Raw genomic sequence first — 20823 nt, forward strand, 5'->3', positions numbered from 1 at the left:
GCAGGAAGTTCGTACATGAGGGTTTCCGTGTCATCGGCACCGACCGCGTCCCCGAGTACCACGCGGACGGCTCGGTGAAGCTGAACGCGAAGACCGGCAGACAGGTCATGGGCCGCTCGGTCGTGGTGCGCAGGCTGAACCGGCGGTGGGCGCAGGTGAAGGTGCCCGGCTGCGGCTGGGTCCGCTTCCGCCTCAGCACCGGCGGCAAGGGCCTTCCGCAACGGGCAGTGGCATGCCGCGTTCGCCGTCGTCCCCGAGCCGACACCCGCACCCGGCACCGGCGAGATCATCGGCATCGACCGCGGCGTCACCATCACCGCCGCTCTCTCCGACGGGCGGAAACTGAACTGCCCGCAGCTCACCGTCCGGGAGCGCGCCCAGGTCCGCGAACACCAGCGGCGCGCCGCCCGCGCCCCCGAAGGCAGCGAGCAGAAGGCGGCCGGGTACGCGGCAGTCGCCCGGCTCAGGGCCCGCGAGGCCAATCGCCGCAAGGACTGGTGCGAGAAGACCAGCACCCTGCTCGCCCGCACCTACGACCTGATCCGCTTCGAGAAGCTGAACATCAAGAACATGACCCGCTCCGCGAAGGGCAGCGTGGAGCGGCCCGGCCGGAACGTGGCGCAGAAGGCGGGCCTGAACCGGGGCATCCTCGCCCAGGGCTGGGGCCTGCTCCGGCAGCGCACCGGGCACAAGGCCCCAGGACGCGTCGAGGACATCCCGGCCCCGTACACGTCTCTGCGGTGCAGTGCCTGTGGATGGATCGACAAGAACTCGCGCAAGAGCCAAGCCGAGTTCGTCTGTTCCTCCTGTGGCTTCACCTGCAACGCGGACACCAACGCAGCATCCAACGTCGCGGCAGGACAGGGCGGGATCCCCCGCCCCCGGCGAACAGCCGGTGCCGGAGGGGTGACAACGGCCACCAGCCGTGCGAACGCCCGTGAACCTCAACCCACCTGGGTTGGAATCCCCCTCTTTGTAAGAGGGGGAGGATGTCAACGCGGCATGCTCGAGTTCGTCGGCTACCGTGTCCTGGCTCCCGTGATCACCTACGGGCCGGCACGCCTGGCCGACCATGACCGGGCAGCGGCGCTCGACGCGGTGCGGGAGTCCTTCGCGCTCATCGCGGCCGAGCCGCAGCCACAGCCCAGCACCCGGTGACCTCGGCTGCCGACGTGCGGTCCGTCAACAACCTCACCGCGGACTTCCGCGCCGGGCCCTCACTCGCCTCATTTCGACGGGCCGTGAAGGCTGTTGAGGACGGCGGCGAGCTTTTCGGGCGCGCTGATCATGGCCATGTGGCCGGTGTCGAGATCGATGACCTCGGGCCGGAGCAGCGCGATGGATCGCTGCTGGAGTTCCTCGACGTAGCACTGGTCCCGGGTGAGGTGTACGTACGTCTGCGGGATCGGGCGTCCGTAGCCGCTCAGGTCCACGGTCTCGCTCAGCAGGGCGGCCGAGTCGTCGGCGAGCCGGTCCAGGGTGGCGGCGGCGGTCGCCTCGTCCATGTCGTTGCACAGCATCGCGGCGGCGCCCTCGCGGCTCTGGTGGTAGACGCCGCCGGTGATGGACTGCTCGACCAGATTCCGCACTGCGGGATCGATCTGGTCGAGCACCCGGGATCCGTCCGCCGGCACCACGGCCGACACAAGGACGACGTGGCGGATCCGGTCGGGTATGAGGTTCAGGACGCGCGGGACCGTGACTCCCGCGAAGGAGTGACCGACCAGCACCACATCCCGCAGATCCTTCGCCTCGACGTCCTCCCGGACCGCGTCGGCGCAGTCCGCGAGAGTCACCGATCCCAGATCGACTTCGGCCCTTCTCCCGCGCCCCGGAAGGTCCACTGCCAGCGCTTCCGCCTCTAGGTGGGGGATCAGCTCGTCCCAGCAGTTCGCGCCGAAACCCGCCCCGTGGATGAGAACGAACGCCATGGTCGACCTCCTCGTCAACGACATCAGCAGAACCGTAACTGAATTCAGTTCTGTTAGGGAGGTCGCGGAGGTCAGGAAAGTCGGCGAGTGTCCGGATTCAGGGCTTGCCGGTGAGGTCGGCGTCCTCCGTGCTGACGGTGCCGGCCGTCCGGCCCGGGGCCGTCTGGTACGCCCAGTAGAGGTTGGTGTGGGCGATGACCTGGGCGGGCGGGGGCGCGCCCCAGGCTGTCTTGTCGCCGGTGGTGTGGGCGTCGGCGACCAGCGTCGTGTCGTAACCGCGCACCAGCGCGCCATGCAGCGTCGAGCGGATGCACGCGTCGCTCTCCGCGCCGGCGACGACGAGCCGTCCGACACCGAGGTCCGACAGGACGGTCTCCAGGCCGGTGTCCTCGAAGGAGTCGCCGTAGTTCTTGTGGACGAGGGGTTCGGCGGCGTCCGGCTTCAGTTCGGGGGCGAGCTGCCAGGCGTCGCTGCCCCGGGTGAGTTCCTCGTCGGAGTGCTGGACCCAGACCACGGGCACCCCCTCCCGCCGCGCCCGCTCGACCAGCGCGGCCACGTTGGTCACGACCGCGTCGCGTGCGTGCGCCCCGTCCACGACGCCGTTCTGCACGTCGACGACCAGTAGCGCGGTGTTCGGCCGGTTCTCGAGTGTGGTCATGGTCTCGCCCTCTCCCCGTCGGATGCCGTGCCCACCAACGTAGCCCCAGCCACTGACAACGGGCCGCGCCCCGTGCGCGGCAAGGGCACCCCTCAACCTCCTCGCACCGGTCTGACCTGGTGGAGGCGGCGCTCGCGCCAGGTGGCGAGCAGGCTGACGCCGTTGTAGCCGCGGCCGACGACGTAGAACATGGGACCGGCCACGAACATCACGAACACGGCGATCACGCTGACCGAGAAGAGGACGGGCAGGGACTGGCCCTCGGGAAGGGTGCGCCCGCCCTCGTGGAAGGCGTAGCCGAGGGCGGCGACCAGCACCACCGCGCAGACTGCCGCGAGGACGAGACACAGGGTCGCCGTCCGCCGCGTGCGGGCCTCGGTGCTCACCTCGGCCAGCAGGGAGGCGTCGCAGACCGGGCAGGTGAGTTCCACGATCTCTCGGCCCGACTTCGGACGGCGCACCCGGTACAGACTGTCCTGCCAGGTGACGGTGCGCGTCTTCGGCCGGATGATGCCGCCGGTGACCTTGTCGCTGAGGATGTGCCGCACCGCGACCTGCACGGTTCCGGGTATCGGTCTGTTCATGCCCTGGCGGTCCCCTCCGGCGCACGGCTCGCTGGTGAGCGAGTGGGCTCAACAGTGTGTGGCGTGTGGCTGAGGGGGCTCAACGCGCCGCGTAAGTCTTTGCCCTGACGTTGCTACAGCTTTCCGTCGCCCGTCAGGCGCCTCTGGCTCAAATGAGTTCCAAATCTTCCGTCGAAAACCTTCATGTGGCGGTGCTTCTTCGAAAGGATCCAGCCAGGATCGTGAACCTTCCGGTCCTGCTCGGATCAACCCCCCATGCTGTGAAGGAACTTCATGAGAAGAAGCACAGCCGTGCTGTGCGGCGCGACCGTCGTACTGGCCGGGTCACTCACGGCCGTCCCGGCCGATGCCGCCACGTCGCAGTCCGCGCAGGCCGTCCAGGCGGCGAAGGTCACCTGGAAGAAGTGCGCCACGGACGACTACCCGACCCTCCAGTGCGCGTCGGTGAAGGTGCCGCTCGACTACGCCAAGCCGCGAGGCCGGAAGATAACCCTGGCCCTGTCCCGCGTCCCGCACACCGCGAGGAAGTACCAGGGCCCGCTGCTGGTCAACCCTGGGGGCCCCGGCGGCAGTGGCCTGACCCTCGCCGGGTTCGTCGCGTCCTCGCTGCCCAAGGCGGTCGCGGCCCAGTACGACGTCATCGGCTTCGACCCGCGTGGGGTGGGCGAGAGCAAGCCCGCCCTGGACTGCAAGCCGGGCTACTTCAACCCGGTCCGTCCGGACTCCGTGCCCAGCACCTCCGCGATCGAGAAGGCCAACCTCTCGCGCGCCAAGTCCTTCGCCAAGGCCTGCGGCACGAAGTACGCGGATGTCCTGCCGTACATCAACACGGTCAACGCCGTGAAGGACATGGACTCGATCCGCGCGGCCCTCGGCGCCAAGAAGATCAACTACTTCGGTTACTCCTACGGCACCTACCTGGGCCAGGTCTACGCCAAGCTCTTCCCGACCCGGGTGCGCCGCCTGGTGCTGGACTCGATCGTCGACCCCGACGGGGTCTGGTACGACGCCAACATCTCCCAGGACTACGCCTTCGACGCCCGGCAGAAGGCGCTGATGGCATGGATCGCCAAGTACAACGGCACGTACAAGCTCGGCACCGACCCGGCCAAGATCGAGGCCAAGTGGTACGCGATGCGGGCGGAACTCGCCAAGAAGCCTGCGGGCGGCAAGGTGGGTGCCTCCGAGCTGGAGGACACCTTCATCCCCGGCGGGTACTACAACGGCTACTGGCCCTCCCTCGCCGAGGCGTTCGCCGCCTACGTGAACGACAAGAACGCCGACCCGTTGGTCGAGGCGTACGAGAACTTCGCGGCCATCGACGCCTCCGGCGACAACGGCTACAGCGTCTACACCGCTGTGCAGTGCCGTGACGCCTCCTGGCCGCGCGACTGGAACCAGTGGCGCAAGGACAACTGGGCCGTGTACAAGAAGGCCCCGTTCATGGCCTGGAACAACGCCTGGTACAACGCGCCGTGCGCGTTCTGGCCCACGAAGTCGATGAAGCCGGTGAACGTCGCCAACAGCAAGCTGCCGCCGGTGCTGCTGTTCCAGGCGACCAACGACGCGGCCACCCCGTACCAGGGCGGCGTCACCGTCCACCGCCTGCTCAAGCACTCCAGCCTGGTGGTCGAGCAGGGCGGCGGCAACCACGGCATCACGCTGAGCGGCAACACCTGCCTGGACAAGTACCTGGCCAAGTACCTCACCGACGGCACGGTGCCGCACGGCAGCGGTGTGGCCGACGCCGTCTGCCAGAAGACCGCCGACCCCAAGCCGGCGAGCACGGCGAAGTCCGCCCTGACCACGGACCGGTCGGCCACCACGGCCACCACGGCCCCCGCCGACACCCTGCACGGGCTGCTCGGCTCCCGCGGCTGAGCCAGAAACCTCGAGGGGCACCCGGCGGTGATCCACCGGGTGCCCCTCAGGTCGTACAGATCAGGTCGTACAGATCATGTCGTACAGAGAACTGCTACAGCTTCTCGATCACGTAGTCGACGCAGTGGGTCAGTGCCTCGACGTCCGCCGGGTCGATCGCCGGGAACATCGCGACACGGAGCTGGTTGCGGCCGAGCTTGCGGTAGGGCTCGGTGTCGACGACGCCGTTGGCGCGCAGGACCTTGGCGACCGCGGCGGCGTCGATCTCGTCGGAGAAGTCGATCGTGCCGATGACCTGCGAGCGCTTGGCCGGGTCGGTGACGAACGGCGTCGCGTGCTTCGACTCCTCCGCCCAGGTGTACAGCCGCGTCGAGGAGTCCTTCGTACGCGCCGAGGACCACGCCAGACCGCCCTGGCCGTTGATCCACTCCAGCTGCTGGTTCAGCAGGAACAGGGTGGCCAGCGCCGGGGTGTTGTACGTCTGGTTCTTGCGGGAGTTGTCGATCGCCGTCGGGAGCGAGAAGAACTCCGGGATGTGACGGCCGGACGCGTGGATCCGCTCCGCGCGCTCGATCGCGGCCGGGGAGAACACGCCGATCCACAGGCCGCCGTCGGAGGCGAAGGACTTCTGCGGCGCGAAGTAGTAGACGTCGGTCTCGGCGATGTCGACCGGGAGGCCGCCGGCGCCCGACGTGGCGTCCACGAGGACCAGCGCGCCCTCGTCGGCATCCTGCACGCGCGCGAGAGGGGCCGCTACGCCCGTGGACGTCTCGTTGTGGGTGAAGGCGTAGACGTCGACGCCCGCCTCGGCCCGCGGCTCGGGGTGCGTGCCGGGGTCGGAGGAGATCACGGTCGGCTCGGCCAGCCAGGGCGCGAGCTTCGCGGCCTTCGCGAACTTCGACGAGAACTCGCCGAACGTGAGGTGCTGCGACCTGTTCTCGATCAGACCGTGGGTCGCGATGTCCCAGAAGGCCGTCGAGCCGCCGTTGCCGAGGATCACCTCGTAGCCCTCGGGGAGGGAGAACAGCTCGGAGATGCCCTCACGCACCTGGCCGACCAGGTTCTTCACCGGTGCCTGGCGGTGGGAGGTGCCCAGGAGAGAGGCACCGGTGGCGGCCAGGGCGTCCAGCGCCTCCACCCGCACCTTGGAGGGGCCCGCGCCGAATCGACCGTCGGCGGGCTTGATGTCAGCAGGAATCTGGATCTCAGCCACGCAGGGAGGTTAGCCGGTGGAGGAAACCTCGGCGAAACCTCGTCCGTCGGGTGAGACGGCGTTCCAGTGGGTGGGCCGGTTCCGGGCGGGCTGATTTGCTGGACGTATGCCGGATCTCGAAGGTGAGTTGCGCAAGGCCGTCCGGGGCGACGTCGGCTTCGACGTCACCTCCCGCGCGCTGATGACCATGGACGCTTCCAACTACCGCCGGGTCCCGCTCGGCGTCGTCGCGCCCCGGGACGCCGACGACGTGGCGGCCGTACTGGAGGTGTGCCGGGCGCACGGAGTGCCGGTCGTGGCCCGTGGCGGGGGCACGTCGATCGCGGGGCAGGCGACCGGCACGGGCGTGGTGCTGGACTTCACCCGCCATCTGAACCGGTTGGTCACCCTGGATCCGGGGTCGCGCACGGCCGTCGTCCAGCCGGGGCTGGTCCTGGACCGGCTCCAGGAGGCCGCCGCCCCGCACGGACTGCGCTTCGGCCCCGATCCGTCCACCCACAGCCGCTGCACGCTCGGCGGGATGATCGGCAACAACTCCTGCGGCTCGCACTCGGTCGCGTGGGGCACGACCGCCGACAACGTGCGTGAGGTCGAGGTCGTCACCGCGCGCGGGCGGCGGGCGCGGCTGGGGCAGGGCTGGGCCGGGGCCCCCGACGGCCTGCGGGAGCTGGTGGACGGCGACCTGGCGCGGCTGCGCACCGGATTCCCCGTCCTTCCCCGCCGTATCTCGGGGTACGCGCTGGACGCGCTGCTGCCGGAGCGGGGTGCCGACGTCGCCCGCTCCTTCTGCGGCTCGGAGGGCACGCTGGCCGTGCTGACCGAAGCGGTCGTCGATCTCGTCGAGGCCCCACGCGCGCGTGTGCTCGCCGTGCTCGGCTACGCCGACGAGGGCGCCGCGGCGGACGCAGCCGCCGGGCTCCTCCCGTACGGGCCGCTCACCGTCGAGGGCATGGCGGCCGACCTGGTGCCGTCGCCGGCCAAGGGCGGGGCGCCGGCCGGACTGCCCCGGGGCGGGGCCTGGCTGTTCGTCGAGACGGGCGGCGACACGGCCGACGAGGCACACGCGCGTGCGCGGGCGATCGTGCGGGCGGCGGACGTCCTGGACGCGACCGTGGTCATGGACGAGACCGCCCAACGGGTGCTGTGGCGCGTCCGCGAGGACGCCAGCGGTACGGCGACCCGGATGCCTGGGGGCACCTCCCAGCCCCCTAGGGCTGGGGGAGGCTCCGAGGCCTGGCCCGGCTGGGAGGACTGCGCGGTGCCCCCGGCCCGCCTCGGCGCCTACCTGCGCGACTTCCGCGCCCTGCTCGCCTCCCACGCCCTGCGCGGGACGCCGTACGGCCACTTCGGCGACGGCTGCATCCATGTCCGTATCGACTTCGACCTGCTGACGTCGGCGGGCATCGCCCGCTTCCGCCGTTTCTCGGAGGAACTCGCCGGACTGGTCGTGTCCCACGGCGGCTCCCTCTCCGGCGAACACGGCGACGGACAGGCGCGGGCCGAGCTTCTGCCGAAGATGTACGGCGCGGAGATGGTGACGCTGTTCGAACGGGCCAAAGGGCTCTGGGACCCCGACGACCTCCTCAACCCCGGCATGCTGGTCCGCCCCGCCCCCCTGGACAGCAACCTCCGCTTCTCCGTCCTCCCCCGCGAACCCGTCCCGGTGGCCTTCGGCTACCCGTCCGACGGCGGCGACTTCGCCGCGGCCGTCCGCCGCTGCGTGGGCGTCGCGAAATGCCGTACGACGACGGTGCCGGCGGCGGGGCCCGCCGTGATGTGCCCGTCGTTCCGCGCGACGGGGGAGGAACAGCACTCCACGCGCGGGCGTGCCCGTCTGCTGCACGAGATGCTCGCGGGCGAGGTCGTGACCGACGGCTGGCGGTCGGAGGAGGTGCGCGAAGCGCTCGACCTGTGCCTGTCCTGCAAGGGCTGCCGGTCCGACTGCCCGGTCGGCGTCGACATGGCCACCTACAAGGCGGAGTTCCTGCACCACCACTACGCGGGACGGCGCCGCCCCGCCGCCCACTACGCGATGGGCCGGCTGCCCCAGTGGCTGCGCTGGGCGTCCCGCACGCGCGTGACGGCACTTCTCAACGCCCTCGCGCGCGTGAAGCCCTTGGCGTGGGCGGCGAAACGGGCCGCCGGCATCGCTCCCGAGCGGCGGATCCCCGCGCTGGCGGGGGAGCCGTTCAGCCGATGGTGGAGCCGCCGAGGCGCACCCACGACCACCGGCCGTCGTCCCCGGCGGGGCGAGTCTGCCGCTGCGTGGCAGTGGGGCAGGCGCCGCGAGTCTGCCGGTGTCTGGCGGTGGGGTCGGCGGGGTGAGTCTGCCGCTGCCGGCGGCGTCGGGCGCCCGACTGCCGAAGGTGCCGGTGATCTCGTCGTGCTGTGGCCCGACACCTTCACCGAGTATCTCTCGCCCTCCGTCGGCCGGGCGGCCGTCCGGGTCCTGGAGGCGGCGGGGCTGCGGGTGGCGCTGCCGCCGACCCTGCGGATGCGGGGGCGCCCGGTCGGCGACGGCCGCTCCCGCAACCCGCTCGCCCTGCTCACCGCCCGCCGGGGCCGCGTCTGCTGCGGGCTGACGTACGTCTCCACCGGACAGCTGGACCACGCGCGCGTGGTGCTGCGCCGGACGCTCGACCTGATGGCACCGGTGCTGGAGACGGCGGCGCCGGTCGTCGTCCTGGAACCGAGCTGTGCCGCGGCCCTGCGCACGGATCTGCCGGAACTGCTGCCCGAGGACCCGCGCGCCGCCCGGCTCGCCGCCCGCGTGCTGACCCTCGCGGAGGCCCTGGAGCGGTACGCCCCCGACTGGCGGCCGCCCCGCCTCGACCGCACGGTCGTCGGCCAGACCCACTGCCACCAGCACGCGGTGCTCGGCGACGCCGCCGACCGCCGCCTCCGCGAGGCCGCCGGCCTCACCGGGGAGCTGAGCGGCGGCTGCTGCGGCCTGGCCGGCAACTTCGGCTTCGAGAAAGGGCACTTCGAGGTGTCGGCGGCCTGCGCGGAGGAGCAACTGCTGCCCGCCGTACGGCAGTCCCCGCCCGGCACGGTCGTCCTCGCGGACGGCTTCTCCTGCCGGACGCAACTGGAGCAGCTGGCGGGCGTACAGGGCCGGCATCTGGCGGAGGTACTGGCGGACGGACTCCTCACGTAACTGCCAGCTTTTCCCAGAGTATTCACAGTGCGCCTTTGCTCTTTTTGCTGTTTGCAGAGAGGGGGAGCGTGTAGGTTTCTCGACATCGGGAGCCGGACGCGGAAACCCGAAACGATGGAAGTAAACGAAAGTACAGCGCATCCCCCAAGGAGTCGGAATGAGCTTCAAGAAGCTTGCCCCGCTGACCGCGAAGCCCAAGTCGAAGCAGCTCCCGCCCCCGCCGAAGCCCAAGCCGAAGAAGAAGCTCAAGCCGCAGCCGCCGCTGCCCGGCCGGGACAACTGAGCCCACGGTTCACAGCTGAAAAGGGCCGATGGGGCACCGTCGGCCCTTTCTCTTTTCCTTCGGGAGGAATATCAAGAATTATCGGGAAGGGAATTCATGATGGATGAAGAGGGTGAAGAGTACGAGTACGAAACCCCCACCATTCCCGCCCGGACCGCCTTCCGCCGCTTCTGGCCGCTGGCCAGAGGTCTGCGGAAATGGCTGCTGATCGTCTGGGTGTGCACGATCCTCACCGCGCTCGCCGAGACCGAGGCGATCCTGCTCTTCGGTGAGCTCACCGACAACGCCCTGCGCCAGGGCTCGCTCGCCGCGTTCTGGGCGCCCGCCGCCAAGTGGCTGGGCGTCGCCGCGGCCGGCGCGGTCGTGGCCTACGCCGGCAACTCCCTGGCCGCCTGGGCGACCGAACGCTTCGTGATGCGGCTGCGTGAGCATGTCTTCGACCACGTACAGCAGTTGCCGCCGCACTTCTTCCAACGCCATCGCCAGGGCGACCTGTTGTCCCGCCTCACAAGCGATGTCGAGGCGATCGAGACGATGGTCGTGTCCGGGCTCGTCGGCGCCGCCTCCGCCGCCTTCTCCGCCCTCTTCTACGCGGCGGCCGCGTTCTGGCTGCGCTGGGACCTCGCCGTCGCCACCTTCGTCCTCGCCCCCCTCTTCTGGCTGGCCGCGCGCCGTTTCTCCGGCTCGATCAAGGACGTCTCCCGCGCGGGCCGGGTCGCCGACGGCGCGATCACCTCGGTGGTCGAGGAGTCCCTCGGCAACATCGTGCTCACCCAGGCCTACGACCGCCGCGACGCCGAACGCCGCCGGCTCGGCGAGGAGGCCCAGGCCTGGTTCCGCGCCTCCGTCCGCTCCACCCGTCTCAACGAGGCGTACGAGCAGCTCGTGCAGGTCATCGAGACGGTGTGTGTGCTCGCGGTGATCGGCATCGGCGCCTGGGAGATCTCCACCGGCCGGATGACCCTCGGCCAGCTCCTCGCGTTCGCCGCCTTCCTCGGCTACCTCTACCCGCCCGTGCGCGGCCTCGCCCAGCTCGGTCTGACGATCACCGCGGCGACGGCGGGCGCGGAACGCCTCATCGAGATCCTCGACGTCCGCCCGTCCGTCAGCGACCCCCGCCGCCCCGTGGAGACCGGCCGCCCGGACGGCGCCGTCGAGCTCAGGGACGTCTCCTTCAGCTACCCCGGCGCGGACCGTACGGCCCTGGAGGGGCTGACGTTCGCCGCGCACCCCGGCGAGCTGGTGATCGTCACCGGCCCGAGCGGCGCGGGCAAGTCCACCGTCTCGAAGCTCCTCCTCCGCTTCTACGACCCCGACGCGGGCGAGGTCCTCCTGGACGGCACCCCGGTCCGCGACCTGCCTCTCGCCCGGCTGCGTGAGTACGTCACCCTGCTCCCGCAGGAGACCCTCGTGCTGCACGACACCGTCCGCGCCAACATCGCCTGTGGCCGCCCCGGCGCCAGTGAGCATGCCGTCGAGGAGGCCGCGCGGGCCGCAGACGCGCACGAGTTCGTCATGGGCCTGCCGGACGGCTACGACACGAGGATCGACCCCGGTTCGGCCCGCCTCTCGGGCGGCCAGCTCCAGCGCCTCGCCATCGCCCGCGCGCTGCTGCGCGACGCGCCCGTCCTGGTGCTGGACGAGCCGACGACCGGTCTGGACGCGATGGCCGCCCGCCGGGTCGTCAAACCCCTGCGCCGCCTGATGGCCGGCCGCACCACCATCATGATCACCCACGATCTCAATCTCGCCCCCGACGCCGACCGCATCCTCGTCGTGGACGGGGGGCGGATCGTGGAGACCGGCCGCCACGAGGACCTCCTGGCGCGCGGCGGCGCGTACGCCCGCCTCCATCGCTCCCAGAACAGCGCGGTGACGGACACGGGCGAGCTGCGTATGCCGCTGTTCGTGGAACAGCCGGTACCGGCGGCGGTCGCGTACGACTACCCGTACGACCACGGCACCTACGACCACGGGCAGCCCGCGGCCCACTGGCCGCAGCCGGTGTACGCCCCCTACGACCCGTACGCCGCCCCGGCCCCGATCCCCACCGTCCTGCCCGACGGCCGCCCCCTGTTCCGCGACGAGGAGTACTGGACGCCCGGCATCTGAGACAGCGGTATAAGCGGTTTACGCACCTGACGTAGTCCATTACCGTGGACTCGCCAGTGCACCGCGATGAACACATGAGCCCTTGGACCGCCCGTGACCACCACGTCAGAAACCGCCACCGTCTCCGTCGGCACTCCCGGCCGCCGCCGAGGCTCCCTCGGCCCCGTGGGTCTCGTCCTCGCGGGCGGCATCTCGGTCCAGTTCGGCGGCGCGCTCGCGGTGACGCTGATGCCGAGGGCGGGCGCGCTGGGCGTCGTGGCGCTGCGGCTGGCGGTGGCGGCGGTGGTGCTGCTGGTGGTCTGCCGGCCCCGGCTGCGCGGTCACTCCCGCACCGACTGGGGCACGGTGGTCGTCTTCGGCGTCATCCTGGCCGCGATGAACGGCCTGTTCTACCAGTCCGTCGCCCGCATCCCGCTGGGTCTGGCGGTCACCCTCGAAGTCCTCGGCCCCCTCGCCCTCTCGGTCGTCGCCTCCCGCCGCGCGGTCAACCTGCTGTGGGCCGGTCTGGCCCTCGCCGGCGTCTTCCTGCTCGGCGGCGGCGAGGGCTTCGGCCACCTCGACCCGGTGGGCGTCGCGTTCGCCCTGAGCGCGGGCGCGATGTGGGCGGCGTACATCGTCTTCAGCGCCCGCACCGGCCGCCGCTTCCCGCAGGCCGACGGCCTGGCCCTGGCGATGGCGGTGGGCGCGCTGCTCTTCCTCCCGCTGGGCGTCGCCGAGTCGGGCATGAAACTCCTCGACCCGGTCACCCTGGGCCTCGGCGCCTCGGTCGCGCTCCTCTCCTCCGTCCTCCCCTACACCCTCGAACTCCTCGCCCTGCGCCGTCTGCCCGCCTCCACCTTCGCGATCCTGATGAGCCTGGAACCGGCGATCGCGTCCACGACGGGCTTCCTGGTCCTCGGCCAGACCCTGTCGCTGGTGGAGGCGGCGGCGATCGCCCTGGTCATCGGGGCGAGCATGGGCGCGGTGCGCAGCCATGTGAGGCGGGGGAAGCCGCCGGTCCCGGAGGCCTGACCCGTCAGGAGGGGGCGGGGGAGCGCCGGGCGGCGAGCACCTCGCCGATGCGGTCCAGGGCGAGGAAGAAGAGGGGCAGGCAGAGCAGCGGGACGCACACCATCAGCAGGACGGAGTGCGTCGGCCGGTCGGTGAAGATCATCCAGATGTCGAGGGCGAACATCGCGACCGCGACGGTCAGGGCGCCGAGGACCGCCCGGTTCCCCGCGGTGCGCCGACGCGCCCCGCGCAGGATGCGCTCCTCCGTCTCGGGCCGGGTCTCCCGACGCATCAGTCCGGCTCCTACGGCGGTGGCGCACAGGCCTTCGACCTCGGCGATCGGGTCGGCCAGCTGATGCTCGTCGATGTGGGGCAGGAGGACCCGTCGCCCGTCGGTGCCGTAGAGGTAGGCGGGCCAGCGCGAGGTGCCCCGCTTGGTGCCCTCGACCCGGATGTCGTAGACCTCGGACCAGGCCCAGGTGCGGGTGCGCAGCAGCCCTCGTACGGTGATCCCGGCGGCCGTGACGGACGTACGTGCCCGCCACTGCTCCAGCACCACCCGGCCACCGAGGCCCAGCCAGATCACCGGGGTCACGATGTCCCAGGGCGACGTCCCGGACAGCGTCGTCGCCTTCAGCGCGCTGACGACGACCAGTACCGCCGCGGCCACCAGGGTGAGGTGCGCCGCGGGCACCCCTCGCCGTCTGCGGTACTCCCGCTCGATCCCGTCGTCCACCGGAACTCCCCCGTTCGCAGGCCCCGCACGGCACCGGACGCGTGAGGGCGTGGGGATGGTACCGCCGGTGTCTGTGGCCGGATCTCGTGCCCTCTGCGGTCCCTCCGAGACGGCAAATTAAATGCAAGCACGCTTGCTTGTTTCTTGGGGCCCTGCCATGCTCCACCCCATGGCCGACCCGACGCCCGTGATCGACGACCTCTGTGCCGAAAGCGACGAACTCGATCTGATCGTCGTCGAGTTGGCGCCCGAGCAGTGGGCACTCCCGACCCCCGCCCCGGGCTGGAGCATCGCCCACCAGATCGCGCACCTCGCCTGGACCGACCACTCCTCGCTGCTCGCGGTGACGGACCAGCCCGCCTTCTCCCGGCAGATCGAGAAGGCGCTGGCCGAACCCGGGGACTTCGTGGACAACGGCGCGGAGGAAGGCGCGGGGAAGCCGCCCGCGCAACTCCTCGCGGACTGGCGGACCGGCCGCGCGGCCCTCGCCGACGCCCTGCACGCCGCCCCCGACGGCGCCCGTTTCCCCTGGTACGGCCCGCCCATGTCCACCGCCTCCATGGCCACCGCCCGCCTCATGGAGACCTGGGCCCACGGCCTGGACATCGCCGACGCGCTCGGCGTCGTCCGCACCCCCACCGACCGCATCCGGCACATCGTCCGGCTCGGCATCCGCACCCGCGACTTCGCCTTCGGCGTGCACGGACAGCCCGTGCCGTTCGAGGAGTTCCGCGTCGAACTCACCAGCCCGTCGGGCGAGTTGTGGGTGTACGGCCCCGAGGACGCCGACGACCGCGTCACCGGCCCCGCGCTCGACTTCTGCCTCCTCGTCACCCAGCGCGCCCACCGCGCCGACCTCGCCCTCACCGCCGTGGGCCCGGACGCGGACCGCTGGCTGGACGTCGCCCAGGCGTTCGCGGGCCCGCCCGGAAACGGCCGTGCGCCCAAGGGGGAGCCGGCATGACGCCGCCCCTGCGCATCGGCAACGCCTCCGGCTTCTACGGCGACCGTCTCGACGCGATGCGCGAGATGCTCACCGGCGGTGAACTCGACGTCCTCACCGGCGACTACCTCGCCGAGCTGACCATGCTCATCCTGGGCCGGGACCGGCTCAAGGACCCGTCGGCCGGCTACGCCCGCACCTTCCTGCGCCAGCTGGAGGAGTGCCTGAGCCTCGCCCACGACCGCCGGGTCCGGATCGTCACCAACGCCGGCGGCCTCAACCCGGCCGGACTCGCCGACGCCGTACGGAAGTTGGCGGACCGTCTCGGCATCCCCGTACGTGTCGCGCACGTCGAGGGCGACGACCTGACTTCCCGTCACCCCGGCAGCCTCACCGCGCACGCCTACCTCGGCGGCTTCGGCATCGCCGCCTGTCTGCGCGAGGGCGCGGACATCGTCGTCACCGGGCGGGTCACGGACGCGGCCCTGGTCACCGGGCCCGCCGCCGCCCACTTCGGCTGGGCGCCGGGGGAGTACGACCGGCTCGCGGGGGCCGTCGTCGCCGGGCACGTCCTGGAGTGCGGGACGCAGGCCACCGGCGGCAACTACGCGTTCTTCCGGGACGGGGACGTCCGCCACCCCGGCTTCCCCCTCGCCGAGCTGCACGAGGACGGCAGCTGCGTCATCACCAAGCACCCCGGCACCGGCGGCTTCGTCGACATCGGCACGGTCACCGCCCAACTCCTGTACGAGACCGGCCCGGCCCGGTACGCCGGTCCCGACGTCACCGCCCGCCTCGACACCGTACGGCTCACCCAGGACGGCCCCGACCGCGTCCGTGTCGACGGCGTCCGCGGCGAGGCCCCGCCGCCCACCCTCAAGGTCGGCCGCACCCGCGTCGGCGGCTTCCGCAACGAGGTCGTCTTCGTGCTCACCGGCCTCGACATCGAGGCCAAGGCGGCTCTCGTACAGGACCAGTTGGCGACGGCACTCGGCAAAGTCGCCGACGCCCGCTGGGAGCTGGTGCGCACCGACCGCTCCGACGCCGACACCGAGGAGACGGCGAGCGCCCTGCTCCGGCTCGTCGTACGCGACCCCGAACAAGCGGCTGTCGGGCGGGCGTTGAGCGGCGCGGCCGTGGAACTCGCCCTCGCGAGCTACCCCGGCTTCCATGTCCTCGCCCCACCCGGCAAGGGCTCCCCGTACGGCGTCTTCGAGGCCGCCCACGTCCCCCGGGGCGAGGTCGAGCACCTCGCCGTCCTCGACGACGGACGCCGGATCCCCGTGGCGCCGGGCGCCGACACCCTCGTACTCGACGGTGTGCCGCAGCCGCCGCTCCCCGAGCCCCCGCCGCCGGGGCCCACGCGGCGCGCCCCCCTCGGGCTCGTCGCCGGCGCCCGCAGCGGCGACAAGGGCGGGGACGCCAACGTCGGCGTCTGGGTACGCACGGACGAGGCATGGCGCTGGCTCGTCCACACCCTGACGGTCGACCGTTTCCGTGAACTGCTCCCGGAGACCGGCGGGTTGACGGTCACCCGGCACGTCCTGCCCCGGCTCCGCGCCCTGAACTTCGTCGTCGAGGGCATCCTCGGCGCCGGCGTCGCCGCCCAGCACCGCTTCGACCCGCAGGCCAAGGCGCTCGGCGAATGGCTGCGCTCCCGTCACCTGGACATTCCGGAGGACCTGCTGTGACCGTCCTGCCGTCGGCGCTGGACACGACCGGCCCCGACTACCGAGCCCACCGCGAGGCCATGCTCGCCAAGCTCGCCGACCTCGACACCGAGCACGCGAAGGCACTGGCGGGCGGCGGCGAGAAGTACGTCGCCCGGCACCGGGGGCGCGGCAAACTCCTCGCCCGCGAACGCGTCGAACTCCTCCTCGACCCGGACACACCGTTCCTGGAGCTGTCGCCGCTCGCCGCCTGGGGGAGCGGCTACGCGGTCGGCGCCTCCCTCGTCACCGGCATCGGGGTCGTCGAGGGCGTCGAGTGTCTGATCACGGCCAACGACCCCACCGTGCGCGGCGGCGCCAGCAACCCCTGGTCCCTGAAGAAGGCCCTGCGCGCCGACGACATCGCCCTCGCCAACCGGCTGCCCCTGATCAGCCTGGTGGAGTCCGGGGGCGCCGACCTGCCGTCCCAGAAGGAGATCTTCATCCCCGGAGGCGCCATCTTCCGGGACCTGACACGTCTCTCCGCGGCCGGGATCCCGACCGTCGCGGTCGTCTTCGGGAACTCCACGGCCGGCGGCGCCTACATCCCCGGTATGTCCGACCACGTGATCATGGTCAAGGAACGGGCGAAGGTGTTCCTCGGCGGGCCGCCGCTGGTGAAGATGGCCACCGGCGAGGAGAGCGACGACGAGTCGCTCGGCGGCGCGGAGATGCACGCGCGCGTGTCGGGTCTCGCCGACTACTTCGCCGTCGACGAGCGGGACGCCCTGCGCCAGGCACGACGGGTGGTCGCCCGGCTCAACCACCACAAGGCGTACGACGATCCAGGACCGGCCGAGCCGCCGAAATATCCGGCCGAGGAACTGCTGGGCATCGTCCCCGGCGATCTCAAGATCCCCTTCGACCCGCGCGAGGTCATCGCCCGGATCGTCGACGGCTCCGACTTCGACGAGTTCAAACCGCTCTACGGCAGCAGCCTGGCGACGGGGTGGGCCTCCCTGCACGGCTATCCGGTCGGCATCCTGGCGAACGCCCAGGGCGTGCTCTTCAGCGCCGAGTCACAGAAGGCCGCCCAGTTCATCCAGCTCGCCAACCAGCGGAACATCCCACTCCTCTTCCTGCACAACACCACCGGCTACATGGTCGGCAAGGAGTACGAGCAGGGCGGCATCATCAAGCACGGCGCGATGATGATCAACGCGGTCTCGAACTCCAGGGTGCCGCACCTGTCGGTGCTGATGGGCGCCTCGTACGGCGCCGGCCACTACGGCATGTGCGGGCGCGCCTACGACCCGCGCTTCCTCTTCGCCTGGCCCAGCGCCAAGTCGGCCGTCATGGGCCCGCAGCAGCTCGCGGGCGTCCTGTCGATCGTCGCCCGCCAGTCGGCACTCGCGAAGGGGCAGCCCTACGACGAGGACGGCGACGCCGCCCTGCGCGCCATGGTGGAGCAGCAGATCGAGTCCGAGTCCCTGCCGATGTTCCTGTCCGGGCGGCTGTACGACGACGGCGTCATCGACCCGCGCGACACCCGCACGGTGCTGGGGTTGTGCCTGTCCGCGATCCACACCGCGCCGTACGAGGGTGCGCGCGGCGGCTTCGGCGTCTTCCGGATGTGAGGGACATGATTACGTCAGTTCTGGTGGCGAACCGCGGCGAGATCGCCTGCCGTGTCTTCCGCACCTGCCGTGAGTGGGGAATCCGGACGGTCGCGGTGCACTCGGACGCCGACGAGAACGCGCTCCACGCGCGCGTGGCCGACACGGCGGTACGACTGCCCGGCGCGGCCCCCGCGGACACCTATCTGCGCGCCGACCTGATCGTGAAGGCGGCCGTCGCGGCGGGCGCGGACGCCGTCCACCCCGGCTACGGCTTCCTCTCCGAGAACGCCGGCTTCGCGCGCGCCGTCCTGGACGCGGGTCTGGTCTGGATCGGCCCGCCGCCCGAGGCGATCGAGGCGATGGCGTCCAAGACGCGCGCGAAGGAGCTGATGGGCCTGGCGCCGCTGTCGGATGTGGGCGAGTCCGACCTTCCGGTGCTGGTGAAGGCGGCGGCGGGCGGCGGAGGCCGCGGGATGCGCGTCGTACGCCGCCTGGAGGAGCTGGACGCCGCCCTGGAGAGCGCCCGCGCGGAGGCCGCGAGCGCCTTCGGCGACGGCGAGGTGTTCGTCGAGCCGTACGTCGAGAACGGACGGCACGTCGAGGTCCAGATCCTCGCCGACACCCATGGCACGGTGTGGGCGCTGGGCACCCGTGACTGCTCCCTCCAGCGCCGCCACCAGAAGGTGATCGAGGAGGCCCCGGCGCCCGGGCTCTCCGCGTCGCTGGAGGAGGAGCTGAAGGGGCTGGCCGTACGCGCCGCGCGCGCCGTCTCGTACGTCGGCGCGGGCACGGTCGAGTTCCTGGTGGCGGGCGAGAAGGCCCACTTCCTGGAGATGAACACCCGCCTCCAGGTCGAACACCCCGTCACGGAGGCGGTCTTCGGCCTGGACCTGGTGGCCGAACAGATACGCGTCGCGGAGGGCGCCGCGCTCGCCGCCGAGCCGCCACACGCGCGTGGCCACGCGATCGAGGCCCGCCTCTACGCCGAGGACCCGGCGACCGACTGGACCCCGCAGACCGGCACCCTGCACCGCCTGGCCGTCCCGGACGGCGTCCGCCTGGACACCGGCTACGAGGACGGCGACGAGATCGGCGTCCACTACGACCCCATGCTCGCCAAGGTCGCCGCCCACGCTCCCACGCGCGCGGAGGCGCTGCGCAGGCTGGCCGGAGCCCTGGAGCGGGCCACGGTCCACGGCCCGACCACCAACCGCGACCTCCTGGTCCGCTCCCTGCGGCACGAGGAGTTCACCTCCGCCCGCATGGACACCGGCTTCTACGACCGCCACCTGCCCGAACTGACCCTGCCGACGGTCGATCCCCATGTCCCGCTGGCGGCGGCCCTCGCGGACAGCGCGGGCTCCCGATGGGGCGCCTGGCGCAACCTGCCCTCCCAGCAGCAGACGAAGCGGTACGCGGTGGGCGCCGAGGAGACCGAGGTCCGCTACTCGCACACCCGGACCGGCCTCATGGCCGAGGGCGTCCAGGTCGTGCACGCGGACCCCGCCCTGGTCGTCCTGGAGATCGACGGCGTACGGCGCCGCTTCGAGGTCGCCCGCTACGGCGACCGCGTCCACGTCAACGCCACCACTCTCACGGCCCTGCCCCGCTTCCCCACCCCGGAGACCCAGCACGCCCCCGGCTCCCTGCTGGCCCCGATGCCGGGAACGGTCGTCAAGCTCGCGGAGGGTCTCATCACCGGATCGAGTGTCGAGGCGGGAGAACCGCTGGTGTGGCTCGAAGCGATGAAGATGCAACACGTCATTTCGGCACCGACGAGGGGGACGCTCACGGCACTACCGGTGACGACAGGACAACAGGTACAGGTCGGCACTCTGCTGGCGGTAGTGCAAGAAACCTAGGGGCGCGGGGCTGCATCGATATGCGGCTCCGCCGCGTGAGCGCGACCAGCCACACACAACCCGCACCCGAAGGAGCACAGTGACCACCCTCATCGAACCCGACGAGCACAAGGCCCTCCGCGAGGCAGTCGCCTCCTTCGCCAAGAGCCACACCGCCCCCGAAACCCTCTGGCAGGAAGCCGCCAAGCTCGGCTACATCGGCGTCAACCTGCCGGAGGCATACGGCGGAGGCGGCGGCGGCATCACAGAACTCTGCCTGGTCCTCGAAGAGATGGGCGCCGCAGGCAACCCCCTCCTGATGATGATCGTCTCCCCGGCGATCTGCGGCACGGTGATCGCCCGCTTCGGCACGGAGGCCCAGAAACAGGAATGGCTCCCGGCGCTCGCGGACGGCTCCCGCCTCATGGCCTTCGGCATCACCGAGCCCGACGCCGGCTCCAACAGCCACCGCATCACCACCACGGCCCGCCGTGACGGCACCGACTGGCTCCTCACCGGCCGCAAGGTCTTCGTCTCCGGCGTCGACATCGCGGACGCGACCCTCATCGTCGGTCGCACAGAAGACGCCCGCACCGGCCGCCTCAAGCCCTCCCTCTTCATCGTCCCGCGCGACGCCCCCGGCTTCACCCACCGCAGGATCGACATGGAACTGCATTCTGTGGAGAAGCAGTTCGAGCTGGTCCTGGACGATGTCCGGCTCCCGGCGGAGGCGCTCGTCGGAGACGAGGACGCCGGGCTGCTCCAGCTGTTCGCCGGCCTGAACCCCGAGCGGATCATGACGGCCGCGTTCGCGATAGGCATGGGCCGCCACGCCCTGGCGAAGGCGGTCGAGTACGCGCGCGACCGCACCGTCTGGAACACCCCGATCGGCGCCCACCAGGCCATCGCCCACCCCCTCGCCCAGGCGCACATCGAGCTGGAACTGGCCCGCCTGATGATGCAGAAGGCGGCCCACCTGTACGACACGGGGGACGACACGGGCGCGGGCGAGGCCGCCAACATGGCGAAGTATGCGGCGGGGGAGGCCTGTGTGCGGGCGGTCGACCAGGCGGTGCAGACTCTCGGGGGTAACGGCCTCACGAGCGAGTTCGGGATCGCCAGGCTGATCACGGCCTCGCGCGTGGCCCGTATCGCCCCGGTGAGCCGGGAGATGATTCTCAACTACGTCTCCCACCAGACCCTGGGCCTGCCCAAGTCGTACTGAA

General features: G+C 71.4%; 16 protein-coding genes and 1 pseudogene. 11 read left to right on the forward strand and 6 right to left on the reverse strand.

The genetic code is table 11. The features are described from left to right. A partial coding sequence (locus ACFPIH_RS44155) for a hypothetical protein (RefSeq protein ID WP_385878801.1) occupies window positions 1-199 on the reverse strand: 199 nt, incomplete at its 3' end. A 77-nt stretch (window positions 200-276) separates the two neighbouring features. Here ACFPIH_RS44155 and ACFPIH_RS44160 point away from each other — a divergent pair. Beyond that, a pseudogene (locus ACFPIH_RS44160) lies at window positions 277-1158 on the forward strand (RNA-guided endonuclease InsQ/TnpB family protein); the annotation flags it as partial. Window positions 1159-1226: 68 nt separating this feature from the next. Here ACFPIH_RS44160 and ACFPIH_RS44165 read toward each other — a convergent pair. From ACFPIH_RS44165 to ACFPIH_RS44175, 3 genes are all read right to left on the reverse strand, one after another. Continuing rightward, window positions 1227-1931, reverse strand: a complete 705-nt coding sequence (locus ACFPIH_RS44165; protein ID WP_381177081.1) for an alpha/beta fold hydrolase — start codon at window positions 1929-1931, stop codon at window positions 1227-1229. Between the two features lie 97 nt (window positions 1932-2028). Continuing rightward, window positions 2029-2589 carry an isochorismatase family protein gene (locus ACFPIH_RS44170; protein ID WP_381177078.1) on the reverse strand — a complete coding sequence of 187 codons (561 nt, stop codon included), beginning with the start codon at window positions 2587-2589 and terminating at the stop codon, window positions 2029-2031. 92 nt (window positions 2590-2681) lie between these two features. Further along, a complete protein-coding gene (locus tag ACFPIH_RS44175) occupies window positions 2682-3173 on the reverse strand; it encodes a hypothetical protein (RefSeq protein ID WP_381177075.1) in 492 nt (163 codons plus the stop codon). 273 nt (window positions 3174-3446) lie between these two features. Between ACFPIH_RS44175 and ACFPIH_RS44180 the strand changes: the two genes are divergently transcribed. Then, window positions 3447-5054, forward strand: coding sequence for an alpha/beta hydrolase (locus ACFPIH_RS44180; protein ID WP_381177072.1), 1608 nt, complete (start codon window positions 3447-3449; stop codon window positions 5052-5054). Window positions 5055-5148: 94 nt separating this feature from the next. Here ACFPIH_RS44180 and serC read toward each other — a convergent pair whose 3' ends face one another. Then, on the reverse strand, window positions 5149-6267 hold the full coding sequence (serC, locus tag ACFPIH_RS44185) for a phosphoserine transaminase (protein ID WP_381177068.1): 1119 nt from the start codon (window positions 6265-6267) through the stop codon (window positions 5149-5151). A gap of 106 nt (window positions 6268-6373) precedes the next feature. On the opposite strand from serC, the gene ACFPIH_RS44190 reads away from it, so the two are divergent. The 4 genes from ACFPIH_RS44190 (at window position 6374) to ACFPIH_RS44205 (ending at window position 12830) form a co-directional block, all read left to right on the forward strand. Next, complete coding sequence (locus tag ACFPIH_RS44190) at window positions 6374-9424, forward strand: FAD-binding and (Fe-S)-binding domain-containing protein (protein WP_381177065.1); 3051 nt, start codon at window positions 6374-6376, stop codon at window positions 9422-9424. 157 nt (window positions 9425-9581) lie between these two features. Next, window positions 9582-9707 carry a hypothetical protein gene (locus ACFPIH_RS44195; protein ID WP_381177062.1) on the forward strand — a complete coding sequence of 42 codons (126 nt, stop codon included), beginning with the start codon at window positions 9582-9584 and terminating at the stop codon, window positions 9705-9707. Between the two features lie 99 nt (window positions 9708-9806). Continuing rightward, a complete protein-coding gene (locus ACFPIH_RS44200; RefSeq protein ID WP_381177313.1) occupies window positions 9807-11819 on the forward strand; it encodes an ABC transporter ATP-binding protein in 2013 nt (670 codons plus the stop codon). Between the two features lie 93 nt (window positions 11820-11912). Continuing rightward, window positions 11913-12830: an EamA family transporter gene (locus ACFPIH_RS44205; RefSeq protein ID WP_381177059.1), complete on the forward strand. Its 918-nt coding sequence runs from the start codon at window positions 11913-11915 to the stop codon at window positions 12828-12830. Between the two features lie 4 nt (window positions 12831-12834). On the opposite strand, the gene ACFPIH_RS44210 is transcribed toward ACFPIH_RS44205, so the two are convergent. After that, window positions 12835-13545: a PH domain-containing protein gene (locus ACFPIH_RS44210; protein ID WP_381177056.1), complete on the reverse strand. Its 711-nt coding sequence runs from the start codon at window positions 13543-13545 to the stop codon at window positions 12835-12837. A gap of 169 nt (window positions 13546-13714) precedes the next feature. Between ACFPIH_RS44210 and ACFPIH_RS44215 the strand changes: the two genes are divergently transcribed. From ACFPIH_RS44215 to ACFPIH_RS44235, 5 genes are all read left to right on the forward strand, one after another. Continuing rightward, window positions 13715-14509 carry a TIGR03084 family metal-binding protein gene (locus ACFPIH_RS44215; RefSeq protein WP_381177053.1) on the forward strand — a complete coding sequence of 265 codons (795 nt, stop codon included), beginning with the start codon at window positions 13715-13717 and terminating at the stop codon, window positions 14507-14509. Next, complete coding sequence (locus ACFPIH_RS44220) at window positions 14506-16179, forward strand: acyclic terpene utilization AtuA family protein (RefSeq protein ID WP_381177050.1); 1674 nt, start codon at window positions 14506-14508, stop codon at window positions 16177-16179. Before ACFPIH_RS44215 ends, ACFPIH_RS44220 begins: the two co-directional genes overlap by 4 nt. Further along, window positions 16176-17774 carry an acyl-CoA carboxylase subunit beta gene (locus tag ACFPIH_RS44225; RefSeq protein WP_381177047.1) on the forward strand — a complete coding sequence of 533 codons (1599 nt, stop codon included), beginning with the start codon at window positions 16176-16178 and terminating at the stop codon, window positions 17772-17774. Before ACFPIH_RS44220 ends, ACFPIH_RS44225 begins: the two co-directional genes overlap by 4 nt. A 5-nt stretch (window positions 17775-17779) precedes the next feature. Next, on the forward strand, window positions 17780-19618 hold the full coding sequence (locus ACFPIH_RS44230) for an acetyl/propionyl/methylcrotonyl-CoA carboxylase subunit alpha (RefSeq protein WP_381177044.1): 1839 nt from the start codon (window positions 17780-17782) through the stop codon (window positions 19616-19618). Between the two features lie 79 nt (window positions 19619-19697). Further along, window positions 19698-20822, forward strand: a complete 1125-nt coding sequence (locus tag ACFPIH_RS44235) for an acyl-CoA dehydrogenase family protein (RefSeq protein WP_381177041.1) — start codon at window positions 19698-19700, stop codon at window positions 20820-20822. Window position 20823 lies beyond the last annotated feature (1 nt).

Origin of the sequence: Streptomyces vulcanius (assembly GCF_042653945.1) — a bacterium.
GTDB classification, from domain to species: Bacteria; Actinomycetota; Actinomycetes; order Streptomycetales; family Streptomycetaceae; genus Streptomyces; species Streptomyces mangrovi.